The organism is Lactococcus sp. AK05, assembly GCF_041026685.1.
GTDB classification, from domain to species: Bacteria; Bacillota; Bacilli; order Lactobacillales; family Streptococcaceae; genus Lactococcus; species Lactococcus lactis.
Window position 1 is genome coordinate 670,344 of sequence record NZ_JBFTEI010000001.1, and the last position, 15,168, is coordinate 685,511.

Genomic DNA, 15,168 nt, shown 5'->3' on the forward strand with positions numbered 1-15,168 from the left:
GTGGGCAAAATGGCAGAGCGTAAAAAAACTAAAAGAGGAAAATATAATTGGCTGTTAAATACATTTATTGCTCTTTTATTTATAGTAGGATTAGTCTTAATTTTTAATAAGCCAATTCGTAACATGTTGATTGCAACAAATAGTAATAAATATCAACTTCATAATGTTTCACAAGAAAAGATAGAAAAAAATAAGAAAGCTGATGTAAGTTTTGATTTTGCTGCGGTAAAATCAGTAGATTTTCAATCAGTCCTTACTAACCAGTTTAATAGTCAACCTCTACCTGTAATTGGTGGTATTGCAATTCCCGAATTAAATATCAATCTTCCTATTTTTAAAGGGGTTGGAAATACTTCACTTTTATATGGAGCGGGAACAATGAAAGCTGACGAAGTTATGGGTGAAGGTAACTATAGTTTGGCTGGTCATAATATGACTGGATTTACTTCTGACTTATCTATTTTATTCACTCCGTTAGAGAAAGCAAAAGCAGGAATGACGATTTATGTGACTGATAAAGATAATATTTATCAGTATAAAATTGATAAGATTGATGTAGTGACGCCAGAACATGTTGAAGTAATCAATGATAGTCCAGGTAAAAAAGAAATCACTTTAGTAACCTGTGCTGATGCTGAGGCAACTCATCGAATCATTGTACATGGAACTTTTGTAGATAAGACATCTTATGATAAAGCAACTGATACCATGAAAAATGCATTTGAAACCAAATATAATCAAATTAAAAATTTCTGATTTAAGAAATCTAAATCAAAAAGTTCCGTGAAACTCACGGGACTTTTTTATTTCAAAGTAATTGATTAAAAATAAGAATAGGAGTATAATTCTATTGTAAAATAAAGTAAAAGTAAGTAACTTAAATGACATACTGAAAATAAAGATATATCTTATAAAATTATAGTTAAAATCATAAAAGCAAATGCAATAGTCATCATAAATTAAACAAAAAGGGAAAAACAAAATGAATAAAGAATTATATAATTTTTTACTGGGGAAAATATTTTATTTTTGTCAATTGCCAAGCTATACAAAATGGGGAATCTGGTCATTTGAACCTGATGGTAAGATAAAAGGAATGCATAGTGACTTTGAACAAACATGGAAAATTGAAAATGAGCGGCTATTAATTTTAGATAGTCAAGGGCACGTCACTTGTATTTTTGAAGGTCAGATAGAAAAAATGCAAAAAAGTCATTTGCTTCGTCCAGGAATGGAACATTTTCAAGTTGCTTTGATTGCTACTGATTTAATCGGTTATGATTATTTTGATAGCCTTTGCCCGATTGAAAATGATTTAATTGCAGCATGTATGGAAACAGGGTCAGTGGCAAATGAAAAATTACGTCAGCTTCTTTTAGAAGATAAAACCATTGACGGTTATTATGCCGGTCGAGCTTACGCTGTTAAGAGAAAAGATTTAGAAATTGGATTAAAGCAATATAAAGGAGTTTTTTTGATTTAGAGCTTTCGCAAAACCAGCCTGATTTTTTTACTAAAAAACTTTTGGTTTGGTTCCCAGGACTATTGAGCTACAATCACGGGAATGCTCGGGAAAACTTCTTTCCTAACACTTTTGAAGGAATTACAGGCTCTATTGCTAAAAATACAGTGGTATTAAGAATTGCAGATAGTAATTTAATTAATGGCTCTTATTATCTTAATACCCCAAATTTTAAAGATTACGAACAAAATATCCAAGAACTCATTGAAAAAACAGCCAAAGAAGAAGGAATACTTAGGGAGAATATACTATGTGCCGGTTCTTCCCGCGGGGGTATGGGAGCACTTTACCATGGATTACTTGGAAATTATGCACTTGTATCAATGGATCCTGTCGTAGATCGTAGTCCCTGGTTGCAATCTGCTGATGTTCAATTAATGTTTGATTGTATTCCTGTTTCATTCGTAGATAAGCTCAATCAATTATTGGAAAAAACAAATTTATCAACTGAAAAAATACAAGTAATAACAAGCCCTCAAGTTCTGATTACTTATCCATTTATTATTCAGTTAAAAACTTGGAAGTTAGCACTTAAAACTTATCGTATGAAGTTGACAGATGAACAATTTGATTATCAGCCCTATGGTGGGAAAATGCATGGAGATTTTGTAAATCGTAATATCCCCCTGCTCTTGATGAAAATTAATGAATTTCTTTATGGATGCGATTCAATAGAGAATACGATAGATGAAAAAAACCTTGTAAATAATCAAGGTTTTTGATTATCCTCCGAATATAAAAATGGATGAAAAAATATTGAAAAAATGATATGATAACGACATATATTAATTATTTTTGGATAAAAGTTATTTGATAGAAGGAAGTTATGAAAAATAAAAAATCAGCTAAAGTTAAGCAAGATAAGGTAAAACAAAGATTAAAACGAGTAAAAGCATGGCAGGATAAGTCTGCAAAACTTCTTGGGCATTTATTACAATTTGCCTCAATTTACGCTTTAATAGTTGGGATTGTCGGCTGGTTGATGCCTCCTGTTCAAAAACTATTATCTGGTTTCCTCTATCTTTTTGCCCTTCCTACCGATTTTAGTATTTTTAATGCAATTGTTCTATTTATTTTAGCAAGCTCAATTCGACACCGGAGAAGATTGGCCCTTTGGATAGAAATTATCTATTTCCAATTAGCTTTTGTTGCATTTGGTCTTATTTTCTTATTGGCCTATTTCTTTGGACTTGTGACCAAAGAAGCACTTGATATGTCACAATTTTCTATCTTCTCACTTTTATTTGTTATTCTCGGAGTAGTTGTTTCTCTCGCGACAGCGATATTAATGATTTTATCTCGAAATGCCTTCCCAACAAAAATTGTGAATGGTACTTGGTGGAAAGGTATAATTATTGCGGCTGTAGGATTTGTCTGCTCTATCATTGGTGGAGTAATCGTTTCATTTTTAACTTTCCATGGTTCTGTATCCTTAGCTCAAAGAATTGCTTACGTTTTTAGAGAATCTGTCAGTGATTTCCGTTACCTACTTCCTTTTGGTCAGGAAATTTTCCCATATAGTTCAGGGAATAATATTTGGGTAAGTAGTACAATTTCAGTCATTATGCTTCTTGGTTTTATTAGTGCATTTCTCAGTTTTACGCGTTCAACTCAAAAGGAACTTTCAGCAAATGCAAAGCAAGAATTAGCCATCCGTCAGTTAATTTTAGATTATGGAGATAACGACTCTCTAGCTTACTTTGCAACTCGCAGAGATAAAAAAGCTATCTTTTCTAAAAATAAAAAAGCTGCCATTACTTATCATCTTTTTGGAGACGTTTTGTTAGCCAGCGGAGACCCAATCGGAGATGAAAAATCATGGAAAAGTGCGGGAGAAGCATTTCTCAACCTTGCACGAGCTCAGGGCTGGACACCAGGCGTTATCGGCTCCTCTGAAGCAGGAGCAAAAATGTACGCTCAATTAGGGCTGAACGCAACTGTATTCGGGGATGAAGCGGTTGTTATCGTTCGTGACTTTTCTATTGAAAATCCAGCAATGCATGATGTGGCACAAGTTATGCGTCGTGCAAAAAGAGAAAAGTATCAAGTCAAGATTCGTCGCCAGGCTGAAATTCCTGCTACAGAACTTAGTGATTTAACCAAGTTAACAGAACAATGGCGAAATGGTGATGAACGTGGTTATTCAATGGCTTCAAGTCGATTTGGTGATCCAACAGACCAACAAATAATGATTGTAACAGCATCCGATGCTGCTGGAAAAGTTCAAGGAATTTTATCCTTCGTTCCAGTGGGGTCAGATAAACTGTCACTTGATACAATGAGACGTTCTCCTGAGGCAATGAATGGAACTGTCACTTTCATGATTAGTAGTTTGATAGAAGCAGCTAAAGAAAAAGAGATAAGCGAAATTAGTTTAAACTTTGCGGCAGCACGGCAATTCTTCATTAACGGAGAAACATTGCAAGCCAATGCCTTAGATAAAGCGGCACGAACTGTAATGAAATTCTTTTCACGTTGGTATCAATTGGAATCACTTTATCGTTCAAATGATATTTACTTGCCAGAATGGCGAACGCGTTATATTTGTTATGACAATGGCGGTTCTCTTACTTCAGTTCTTTTTGCAATTGGGCAAGCTGAAGGATTTGTTCCGACGAATATCTTTTCTAAAATCAAAAGTTTCTTTTCACGAGATTATGACCCTAGAACAGAAAATGGCTGGTGGAAAAAATCAGATTTCATCAAAAAGGTTCATCGACTTGAAGAAAATAAACGATTGGAATTATTGAATGAAGCTGGTCATGATGACAGTTATCTAAAAAAATTAAATGATCTTAGAGAAAATGGCATTCCACCATTTAGTTTTCCCGATAGCGAAACAGAATCAGTAGAAACTCTTAGAAATAAATTTGAATCAGTTGACGAATTTGATGAAAAAGAATATAGCATTCATGGGAAGTTAATTAGTTTGCGTGGCCGAGGCGCAATGCAATTTGCAGATTTGATAGATAATCAAGCAAAAATTCAATTGGTTATAAAACGTGACACTCTTAATGAATATGCTGAATTAGAGAATCGTTTAGAAAATTTTGCAATATGGAAAAAAGATGTGACCGTTGGTGATAGAGTATTGGTTAAAGGAAATCTGATGCGCACGCAAACAGGTGAATTGAGTCTACGGGTTAACTCATGGAAAATGCTTTCTAAAACACTAAGAGAACTGACAGATATTGAAAAAATAGACCATACAAAATTTATTGAACGGACAGAATATTTATCAAGAATTAGAAGAGATTTGCTATCAAACAGATTTGTTGAAGTAGATAAGCAGGATTATTTGGCAATGGCTGCAGGATATGATAAGGTATTTTCTATTCAGAATTCAAAAGTAACAGTTTTATGGGCTTATCAATCAATTGAATCCTTAAAGAACCTTCTTAGTAATCTACTTGAAGACGAGGTTCTAATGGATTTATCAGAAGTTTTTCCAGACCCTGAAGCTAATGAAGATGCTTTGCCAGAGTTAAAAAGAGCGCTCAGTTATGGTTTGCCTGCTTTTGCAATGGCAGAGTTCTATTTGCCAACTGAAGCAGCTGATTTAGGAGTAGATTCAGAAAATGAAAAAAAGTAATTACTTAATCATTATTGCTATTTGTGCTGCCTTATTGTACAATGCTTGGATTCTTGCATTTTGGTTAAATCCAACAGTAGTTAACTCAAGTCTATTGAGTGGACTTTCTGCACTTGATCAACCTTATCATCAATTATTCACGTTAACAGATATTCTTTTCGCTTGTTTTTCTTTGATACTTGCGTGGGGACTTTTTAAACAAAATGAAAGAGAAGACAAACGTCTTCTCATAATTTTTCTTTCGATTGCGGGATTTGGTGCAGCAACAGGCTTAGCTACAATGTTTCCATATGCTGATATTGCTCACAGTGAGGGAATTCCCAATCCATTTAAAGCACCTGAACTCTTTTTACATGACGGATTGAGCGTTTTAGCCTTATTATTTATTCTTACAGGAGTGATTTTGTCGTTTTTAGTTTATCGAAATAAATTTGTTTTCCTTTTGGTCATTGCTTTTGTAATTACAACTTTGCTTTCTTTCATTGCGGGTGCAATTCCTCAGTTAGTAGGCCCTCTTGGTCAGCAGATTAATGGGGTGCTTGGTGGTATATGGTTAGTCTTTATTTGTTGGAGAGTTCTGAACGGCACTTCAAAAGAAGTTCGTAAGGAGAACTGACCGTACGCACAGGTGATAATTTAAGAAGTAATCTAGCAGAGATAAAACCAAAAAAAGCCGCAAATAGATGACCCATATCCCAAATATTATGCTCAATGAATAATGGAAGTAAGATAAATAGTCCTAAAATTATAAGTCCAATATAAAACATTCGTTTTCTCATTATAAGGATGGCAGCAGCACAACCAGCAACTAAAATATATGAAACACCCACATCAGTTGCCATTGCTAAAGAACTGGGAGCACGTCCGCTATTTATTGCCCAAAGTTCAAGAAAAATAGTAGTGAGACTGGCTAAAATATGACCGGATAATGTAATGACAATCATTCTTGGTGAACCATATTTTCGTTCTGCCCAAGCAATAATCGTCCAAAAAATGGCTACATATATGAGGAGACCTGCTCCATTATCCGCAACCCAAAAAGCACTATCAAAAAAAGTAGAGATTGGTTTATCAGAAACTCTGGCTATACTTGTTGAAGAATGGTTCGTTAGAATGTTAATTAAGTGTTGCGGTGCAGTTCTTTGAACTAGCGTAAAAGCGCAAAAAATGGCGGTATAGGTAAATGTTGCAGGAGCTGACTGAAGCCATTTTGAAAGAAAATGAGTATAGACAGATAATTTCCGAACCTCATCGTGAATTTTACGAGAAAAATGAGCTAAAAATTTAAAAAAATACCAAGTACAACATAAAATTAATACAGTTGATAAAAAAATCATAATTTATTCCTTTTCTTTTTATTATACCATTAAAGCTTATGGAGGGGTTAGCATATTTATTAGGCTTAGACCATAAAAATAGAAGATTATATGAGGCTCGCATTAAGTGATTTACTTATGATATAATTAATAATGATTTGCAGCTAGGAGAATAAAATGAATCCACTATTACAAGGAATGAACGAAAAACAAGCAGAAGCGGTCCAAACTACGGAAGGGCCTTTATTGATTATGGCAGGAGCTGGTTCGGGTAAGACTCGTGTCTTAACTCATCGAATTGCTTACTTAGTTGATGAAAAAATGGTTAATCCTTGGAATATTTTAGCAATTACCTTTACAAATAAAGCGGCAAAAGAAATGCGGGAGCGTGCTTTATCACTTACTCCAAGAGCACAAGATACATTAATTGCGACCTTTCACTCGATGTGCGTACGAATTTTAAGGCGTGATGCTGACCATATTGGTTATAATCGTAATTTTACAATTATAGATCCAGGGGACCAAAAATCGTTGATGAAACGAATTTTGAAAGAAGCTAATTTAGATCCTAAAAAATGGGAGCCCAAAGGGCTTTTAAATGCGATTTCAAATGCTAAAAATGATTTATTAGATGAATCAGCTTATGAAGCTCAAACAAGCGCTAGACATCCATACGAAATGGTTGTTGCGCGTGTTTATAAGATTTACCAAAAAGAATTACGAAAAGCAGAATCAATGGATTTTGATGATTTAATCATGCAGACGTTGCGCCTTTTTGATGAAAACCCGGATGTCCTTTCTTACTATCAAGGGAAATTTCAATATATTCATGTTGATGAGTATCAAGATACCAACCATGCGCAATATCAGTTGGTTAAACTTTTAGCCAGTCGTTTTCAAAATATCTGTGTCGTTGGGGATGCTGACCAATCAATCTATGGTTGGCGCGGAGCAGATATGCAAAATATCTTAGACTTTGAAAAAGATTATCCAAAAGCTAAAGTTGTTTTGCTTGAAGAAAATTACCGCTCAACAAAAACAATTCTTGATGCAGCAAACAATGTTATAAAAAATAATTTAAAACGTCGACCAAAAGAACTCTGGACGCAAAATGATGCTGGAGATAAGATTGTTTATTTCCGCGCTGGAAATGAACAAGAAGAAGCAAATAAGGTTTCTGAAATTATCACATCAGGCATTCGTTCCGGACGTTCTTACGCTGACTATGCTGTGCTTTATCGGACTAATGCTCAGTCTCGGACAATTGAAGATTCTTTTGTTAAATCTAATATTCCCTATACAATGGTTGCGGGAACTAAATTCTACTCACGTAAGGAAATTCGTGATGTTATTGCTTACTTAAATGTAGTAGCAAATCCAGCGGATAATATGAGTTTTGAACGAATTGTTAATGAACCTAAACGCGGAGTCGGTCCGGGGGCATTAGAAAAATTACGTCGTTTTGCTGACAGTCGTGGACTTTCTTTAGCAGATTCAAGTTTTGATATTATGTTATCCGATATTCGTGGAAAAGCGGCTGGTGAGATTTATAATTTGGCAATGGCCTTTGATTTGTTGAGAACCCATAGTGAAAGTTCAACAATCACAGAATTAGTTGAAGAAATGTTAGAACGTACTGGTTATGTCAAAGCTTTGCAAATGATGCCAAGTATCGAAAATCAAGCACGAATTGAAAATATTGAAGAATTCTTGTCAGTAACTAAAGGGTTTGATGAAAAATCAGAAATTCCTCTAGATGAAGAAACGGGAGAGCCAATTGTTGAAACTGGTTTAGATAAGTTGAGCCGTTTCCTTAACGAAGTTAGTTTGCTATCTGAAACAGATGCCTATGAGGAAGAATCTGACCAAGTAACAATGATGACCCTGCATGCGGCAAAAGGTTTGGAATTTCCAATTGTTTTCTTAATTGGAATGGAAGAAAACATTTTTCCTTTATCACGGGTAAATGAAGATATTGATGAGTTAGAAGAAGAGCGTCGTTTGGCTTATGTTGGAATTACACGGGCAGAAGAAACGCTCTACTTAATGAATGCCAATCAACGTGTGCTTTATGGTAAAACGAATTATAATCGTCCCAGCCGTTTTATTTCGGAAATTGATGATGAATTACTAGAATACGCTGGGATTGCTCGTAAAGCAAATTCAAGCTTCAATGCTTCTTATAAATCTGGTGGTTTTGCCAGTGGGATTTCGATGTCAGATGCGCTTCATCAAAGAAAAGCAGTCATTAATCCAACTGCAGCTCAAGCGACGATTAATAATTCTGAAACAGAAGATTGGCAAATTGGCGATACAGCGATTCACCGTAAATGGGGCGAAGGTATGGTATTAGGGATTTCTGGTTCTGGTAAAAATATGGAACTCAAGATTAATTTCCCAGAAGTCGGAATGAAACGTTTATTAGCAGCAATGGCTCCAATTGAGAAAAAATAGAAAAAGTAGTGAAAAAATAATGACTTATCATGAGTTAGAACAAGTCGAATTGACAAATATGTGTGCCATTATTGACGAAAAAAATCATAAAGTTCTTGTTCAAGAGCGTAAAAAATCATGGACTGGAATTGCTTTTCCCGGAGGACATCTAGAAAAAGGTGAGGCTCTTGTTCCGTCAACAATAAGAGAGATTAAGGAAGAAACTGGACTTGATATCACAAATTTAAAACTTTGTGGAGTTAAGGATTGGTTTGAACCTGAGAAGAACAGAAGATATATGGTTTTTCTTTATTCAACAACAGAATTCTCTGGTCAATTAATTAATGAAACGGATGAAGGTAAAGTTTTCTGGCAAGATATTAATCAATTAGCAAATTTGAATCTTGCAAGTAGTTTTCTTGAAATGGCAGACATGATGCTTCACTCAACTTACTCAGAATTTGTTTATGAGATTGATGGAGAGCATTGGGAAAAGAAATTTTATTGATTTTGCATAATAAATATTATGTAAAGTGATTGGATTGAGGTAGGAAATGACTGAATTAAGAAGATGTAATTGGTGTTTGTCAACTGATAAAATGATTCATTATCATGATACTTATTGGGGAGTCCCTTTACATAATGATCAGGAACTTTTTGCAAAATTGGTCCTTGATTTAAATCAAGCAGGGCTTTCTTGGGCAACAATATTAAATAAACAAGAAAATTTTTATGAAGCTTTTGATAATTTTGAAATTGAAAAAGTAGCAGTATATGACGAGAATAAAGAACAAGAACTTTTACAAAATGCGGGAATTATCAGAAATAAATTAAAGGTTAAAGCTGCGATTGTTAATGCTCAAAAAGTTTTAGAAATTCAAAAAGAATTTGGCTCCTTTAATAAGTACATCTGGTCATTTACTGACGGAAAAGTTTTACAGCATCAAGTTAATGATGAGTCAGAAATTCCAGCAACAAATGAACTTTCTGACAAAATGAGTAAAGATATGAAGAAACGTGGTTTTAAATTTACAGGTTCAACGGTTATCTATGCTTTCTTGCAAGCTGTAGGAGTGATTAATGACCACGCAGATTATTGTTATAGACAAGCAGAATTAATGGATTGAAGCGCTTTCTTGTGGTAAACTGGTTATAGTATTAAAGTTGTAATTACTATAAAATTTTATCAGAAAAGGAGCTTACTATGGCTAATATTCACCCTTATCTTACTTTTAATAATACGAAGGAAGCATTAGATTATTATAAAGAAGTTCTTGGAGCGACAAATATTTCACGAATGCCTCTGGCTGAAGAACAAGCTGAACAATTTGGAGTTCCAATCGAGAAGGCTTCCGATTTAACAATGCACTCTCAATTTGACATTCTAGGTTCAACCATTATGGCTGCGGACAATTTTATGAAAGTTGATCCTCTTGTTTATGATTCCATTTCAATTTTAATTGATTTAGATTCGGAAGACGAACAAGCGGTCTCACAAGCAGATGCTTTTTGGGACAAGGCTGTTGAATCAGGGACAGTCACTGTAAATTTACCTTTTGAAAATCAATTCTGGGGTGGAAAAATGGGTGATTTTACTGATAAATACGGGGTGCGTTGGATGCTGCATGCTCAGCCTTATTCTAAGTTACAATCGAACTCATAAATCTTTATAAGTAAAAATAGAAAGTACTGACGATTCTGTCAGTACTTTTTGTGATTTATTCTGAAAATATTTTTAATGACAGCTAAAAATTTTATAGATATTTGGAAAGTTGCTAAAAATTTGTTATAATAACTATGTGAATTTTAACACAAAAGGAGTAATTTATGAAAATTTGGACTAAACTAGGCTTGCTAACGCTTGTGGGCCTCTCTTTGACTTCTTGTGGGAGTAATACAAAGAATACAAAAGGACAATCAAGTTCGTCTCAGAAAGTTGAAACCTCGGCTGGTGCAAGTAAATCAAACATCTATGCTGACCCTTCTACTTTAAGTGATAAATACGATGTGATTATTGTTGGTTCTGGTGGAGCTGGAATGACTGCAGCAATTGAAGCAAAGGATGCTGGAATGAATCCAGTCATTTTAGAAAAAATGCCAATCGCTGGTGGAAATACTTCAAAAGCCTCAGCTGGTTTGAACGCATCAGAAACATCAGTCGAAAAAGCACAAGGTGTCGCTGATTCAAATGATAAATTTTATGAAGAAACGCTCAAAGGTGGTGGCGGTACGAATGACAAGGCACTCCTTCGTTATTTTGTTGACCACTCGGCTGGTGCTGTTGATTGGTTAAATACAAATGGGATTGTTTTAGACAATTTAACTACGACAGGGGGGATGTCAGTTTCAAGAACTCACCGACCACATGATGGTTCAGCAGTTGGTGGTTATTTAGTAAAAGGTCTTGAAGAAAATATAACCAAACGAAATATTCCCTTATTTGTAAATAGTGATGTTACTAAAATTACTGAAAAAGGTGGTAAAGTATCTGGAGTTAAAGTTAAGATTGAGGGGGAAACTAAAGATATTTCTTCTAAAGCAGTCGTTGTTACAACAGGTGGATTCGGTGCAAATAAGAAAATGATTGCAAAATATCGTCCTGACCTTAAAGATTATGTGACAACAAATGCCGCTGGTTCAACTGGTGACGGAATTACTATGATTTCAGAACTTGGCGGGCAATTAGTTGACATGGATAAAATTCAAATTCATCCAACTGTATTCCAAAAAACAGGTTATCTTGTTTCAGAATCAATTCGTGGTGAAGGGGCGATTCTTGTAAATCAAAAAGGAAAACGTTTCTTTAATGAAATGGATACTCGTGATAAAGTTTCTGCTGCTGAACTTAAACAACCAGGAAAATATTCTTATGTTATTTTTGGAGAAGGAACTAAAGATAAAGTAAAAGCGGTTGAACAGTATATGTCTAAAGATATGGTCGTTGAAGCTGACAGTATCAAAGGACTTGCTGACAAGCTCGATATTAATGAAAAAACACTGACTTCAACAATTGATGGTTGGAACAAAGCTGTATCAACTAAAAAAGATGAAGACTTTGGTCGTACAACAGGAATGACTACTGAAATATCAGGTAAGTATTATGCCATTAAAGTGGCTCCAGGAATTCACCATACAATGGCTGGGGTAAAAATTAATACAAATACTCAAGTCTTGAAAAAAGATGGTAGTCCAATTCAAGGATTATATGCTGCCGGAGAAGTTACAGGTGGCCTCCATGGTGGTAACCGTATTGGTGGTAACGCTGTTGCTGATATTGTTATCTTTGGACGACAAGCTGGAACTCAATCTGCGGCCTATGCTAAAACAAGCAATTAATATTTATTAATAAGTAGTTATTGAGAATAAAAGTTACTGACAGAATCTTGTCAGTAATTTTTTGTATTATTAATATTAAATACGGATAGATTCTTTGAAATATTTAAGAAATTTAAGTATAATTTAATTATAAAAAAAAGTATTTTTCAATCTTTATTAAGGAGGCTTTTTATGGCAAAACATTCAAAACCGAGTTCAAAAAACAGCAAAAAAGTCATTGCAATTGCCAGTTTGGCAGTCATTTTAGTAGTTGCTCTCGGAATCATTGCTTATCAAGTTTTTTATCCTCATAAAACTTATGATAAGTCAGCCTCTTTTGCACAAACTAGCACAACAAAAGTGAGTAAGAGTACAAGTAGTAAGTTACAAAGCGCTAGTACAACGAGTGATTCAACTGAAGAATCAACTTCCGCTTCAAGTAGTTCAAAAACTTCAGCGTCTTCAAGTGCTGACTCTCCAAAAAGTTGGTCAGCTCTAACTGGAAAGCAGCAAGATGCGGTTTATGCTCAATGGGTTAATAATGCTCAAGGTAAATTTGATGTTTATACTGGAGAATCTTACTTAACTTATCTTGTAAATGTAGGTTCAAATGGTGTATCAACATATTCTGACCCTGTAAATGTTATCCAAAATACAGCACGTATTCAACAAAATGCTGATGGAACCTATTATTTACAAGTTCCTGATCCAACGCAGACAGGTTTAAGAATGGCACAGGATCCATGGCCAATGGTTCAATGGCAAACTAAAGAAACACTGACAGGTGCGCAACTTGTAGCTAAATATGGTTCGGATGCTTCGCTCAATAGTGGTAGTTCACAAATCAAATCAATAAACGCCACAAAAGTTCCAACGGGAAATTAAGTATAATAAAAGATTGACTTTGGTCAGTCTTTTTTAGTCAGAGAAATTATTGACATTCTGTCAGTAATTTTTTTATGGAAAGGACCAATCATAAAGACTGTAAGTGATTTTTTAGTCAAAAAATGCTATAATTTTCAGGATGAATGAAAATTTAAATGGCATTTTAAATGTCTATAAAGAAGCGGGCTGGACATCTTTTGATGTTGTTGCCAAACTTCGTGGTATTTTAAAAACAAAAAAAATTGGACATGGTGGAACTTTGGACCCTTCTGTGACAGGGGTTTTGCCAGTGGCCGTTGGGAAATCGACGCGTTTATTAGAATATATGGAAGCGGCAGGTAAAATTTACGAAGGTGAAGTTACGATTGGTTTTTCAACGGAAACCGAAGATGCTGACGGGGAAATTGTTAGTAAAACGCCAGTAGAACGGGAGCTGACAGGGTCTGAAATTGACTCAGTAATGAAAAATTTTATTGGAAAAATAAAGCAAATTCCTCCAATGTATTCAGCTGTAAAAATTAACGGAAAAAAATTGTATGAATATGCCAGAGCTGGTCAGACAGTTGACCGTCCGGCAAGAGAGATTACAATCAAATCATTTGTCAGAACAAGTCCCGTGATGACTGATGAAGCGGCAGGTTTGGTAAGCTTTTCTTTCAAAGTTGAGTGCAGCAAAGGAACCTATGTCCGAACATTAGCAGTAGATTTAGCAGAGCAACTTGGTTACGCAGGACATATGTCAAAATTGCAAAGAACAGCAAGTAATGGACTGATGATTAAAGATGCCGTCAAACTCTCAGATATTGAAGTAGCAATGGAGGCAGGAGAGCTTTCTAGCTTAATGTACCCAGCAGAATATGCTGTCAGTGATTTGCCAAGAGTAAATTTGACTGCTGATCAGTTTGAAATGGCACGAGTTGGAAAAAAATTTGCTGAGGATGATTGGGTTACAGATGAAACTACTGACAGCCCTGTCAGTAAATCTAATAAAAGTGAATTTTTACTGACAGACTTGTCAGAACTGACAAGAGATAAATTTGCAGCCTTTTATGATGATAAATTAGTTGCTGTTTACATGAAACATCCAGAAAAAGCAGGAATTTGGAAACCAAATAAAGTATTGGTTTAATTCTTAGCAATATGAGCCAAAGTGAGAAAAATGGAAATATTAGAATTTAATGATGAACTAAAATTTGATGAAGAACTTATCCTTGTCCTCGGTTATTTTGATGGATTACACCGAGGACATCAAAGTCTTTTTACAGAAGCTAAAAAAATTGCGGCGGTATTGAATTTAAAAATAGCTGTTTTTACCTTTCCGGAAAAACCAACATTAACCTTCAACAAATTTGAGCCTGAAATGCTTTTGAAATTAACTTCAGATGAAAAACGAGCAGAGCTTTTTGCTGAAAATGGAGTAGATTACCTTGTATTTAAAGATTTCACTTCTAATTTTGCTCACCAGACTTCAACTGAATTTGCAGAAAGTGTCGTCAAAAGATTTAATCCCAAAGTGGTGATTACAGGATTTGATTATACGACAGGCTCTGATATGAAAAATCTCAAGTCAACGGAAGACTACCGTGTGGTCATCATGCCGGAAAAAGCGGATGAACATGGAAAAATTTCATCGACACGGATTAGAAAAGCAGTTGAAGAAGGTGATATTGCACAAGCAAATAAACTTTTAGGTTATTCTTATGAAACAAGAGGCCTTGTTGTTCATGGCTTTGCCCGCGGAAGACAATTGGGCTATCCAACAGCAAATCTAGTAATTAAAGATTACGTTCATTTGCCAGCTGTTGGAGTTTATACCTGTGATGTCATTTTTGCTGGAGAACGTCATCGTGGCTTTGCTTCAATTGGATATAACGATACTTTTAATGGGACTGAAAAAACAGTTGAAGTTCATATTTTTGATTTTAATGGAGAAATTTATGGTGAGAAATTGACTGTTTTATGGCTAGATAAAATTCGCGATATGATTAAATTTGATGGGATAGATCAATTAATTAAACAAATGAAAGAAGATGAGCAAATTGCTCGTGATTTCAAAGCGTAAATAAACTGTAAGTAAATTAGGAAAAGAGATTTGGAAGGGGAGT

Annotated in this window: 14 protein-coding genes; 13 read left to right on the forward strand and 1 reads right to left on the reverse strand. The window is 34.9% G+C overall.

Translation table 11 applies throughout. The features are described 5' to 3' along the window. Positions 1–9 precede the first annotated feature (9 nt). The 5 genes from AB6B24_RS03240 to AB6B24_RS03260 all read left to right on the forward strand — a co-directional run bounded on the left by AB6B24_RS03240 (position 10) and on the right by AB6B24_RS03260 (position 5,730). Positions 10–756, forward strand: a complete 747-nt coding sequence (locus AB6B24_RS03240) for a class A sortase (RefSeq protein ID WP_195935387.1) — start codon at positions 10–12, stop codon at positions 754–756. A gap of 226 nt (positions 757–982) precedes the next feature. After that, complete coding sequence (locus tag AB6B24_RS03245; RefSeq protein ID WP_311802597.1) at positions 983–1,483, forward strand: hypothetical protein; 501 nt, start codon at positions 983–985, stop codon at positions 1,481–1,483. Positions 1,484–1,524: 41 nt separating this feature from the next. Beyond that, positions 1,525–2,244: an XcbB/CpsF family capsular polysaccharide biosynthesis protein gene (locus tag AB6B24_RS03250; RefSeq protein ID WP_311802598.1), complete on the forward strand. Its 720-nt coding sequence runs from the start codon at positions 1,525–1,527 to the stop codon at positions 2,242–2,244. Between the two features lie 104 nt (positions 2,245–2,348). Then, positions 2,349–5,114, forward strand: coding sequence for a phosphatidylglycerol lysyltransferase domain-containing protein (locus AB6B24_RS03255; protein ID WP_311802599.1), 2,766 nt, complete (start codon positions 2,349–2,351; stop codon positions 5,112–5,114). Continuing rightward, the gene (locus AB6B24_RS03260) at positions 5,101–5,730 is read left to right on the forward strand and encodes a DUF998 domain-containing protein (RefSeq protein WP_311802600.1); all 630 of its coding nucleotides are present in this window, start codon (positions 5,101–5,103) and stop codon (positions 5,728–5,730) included. Before AB6B24_RS03255 ends, AB6B24_RS03260 begins: the two co-directional genes overlap by 14 nt. On the opposite strand, the gene AB6B24_RS03265 is transcribed toward AB6B24_RS03260, so the two are convergent. Continuing rightward, a complete protein-coding gene (locus tag AB6B24_RS03265) occupies positions 5,675–6,451 on the reverse strand; it encodes a rhomboid-like protein (RefSeq protein WP_153241431.1) in 777 nt (258 codons plus the stop codon). The genes AB6B24_RS03260 and AB6B24_RS03265 overlap by 56 nt on opposite strands. Positions 6,452–6,607: 156 nt before the next feature. Here AB6B24_RS03265 and pcrA point away from each other — a divergent pair, with 156 nt between their 5' ends. From pcrA to AB6B24_RS03305, 8 genes are all read left to right on the forward strand, one after another. Further along, entirely contained in the window at positions 6,608–8,884 is a 2,277-nt protein-coding gene (gene pcrA, locus AB6B24_RS03270; RefSeq protein WP_311919008.1) for a DNA helicase PcrA, read from the forward strand. A gap of 19 nt (positions 8,885–8,903) precedes the next feature. Next, positions 8,904–9,371, forward strand: a complete 468-nt coding sequence (locus tag AB6B24_RS03275; protein ID WP_003132061.1) for an 8-oxo-dGTP diphosphatase — start codon at positions 8,904–8,906, stop codon at positions 9,369–9,371. Positions 9,372–9,417: 46 nt separating this feature from the next. Further along, positions 9,418–9,990, forward strand: a complete 573-nt coding sequence (locus AB6B24_RS03280; RefSeq protein WP_033899458.1) for a DNA-3-methyladenine glycosylase I — start codon at positions 9,418–9,420, stop codon at positions 9,988–9,990. A 77-nt stretch (positions 9,991–10,067) separates the two neighbouring features. Continuing rightward, positions 10,068–10,526, forward strand: coding sequence for a VOC family protein (locus AB6B24_RS03285; RefSeq protein ID WP_153241433.1), 459 nt, complete (start codon positions 10,068–10,070; stop codon positions 10,524–10,526). Between the two features lie 164 nt (positions 10,527–10,690). Beyond that, positions 10,691–12,199, forward strand: coding sequence for a flavocytochrome c (locus AB6B24_RS03290; RefSeq protein ID WP_311919007.1), 1,509 nt, complete (start codon positions 10,691–10,693; stop codon positions 12,197–12,199). A 171-nt stretch (positions 12,200–12,370) separates the two neighbouring features. Continuing rightward, positions 12,371–13,063 carry a hypothetical protein gene (locus AB6B24_RS03295; RefSeq protein WP_311919006.1) on the forward strand — a complete coding sequence of 231 codons (693 nt, stop codon included), beginning with the start codon at positions 12,371–12,373 and terminating at the stop codon, positions 13,061–13,063. Positions 13,064–13,202: 139 nt separating this feature from the next. Further along, positions 13,203–14,192, forward strand: coding sequence for a tRNA pseudouridine(55) synthase TruB (truB, locus tag AB6B24_RS03300; protein ID WP_311919005.1), 990 nt, complete (start codon positions 13,203–13,205; stop codon positions 14,190–14,192). 30 nt (positions 14,193–14,222) lie between these two features. Next, positions 14,223–15,125, forward strand: coding sequence for a bifunctional riboflavin kinase/FAD synthetase (locus AB6B24_RS03305; RefSeq protein WP_311919004.1), 903 nt, complete (start codon positions 14,223–14,225; stop codon positions 15,123–15,125). The last annotated feature ends 43 nt before the right edge of the window (positions 15,126–15,168 follow it).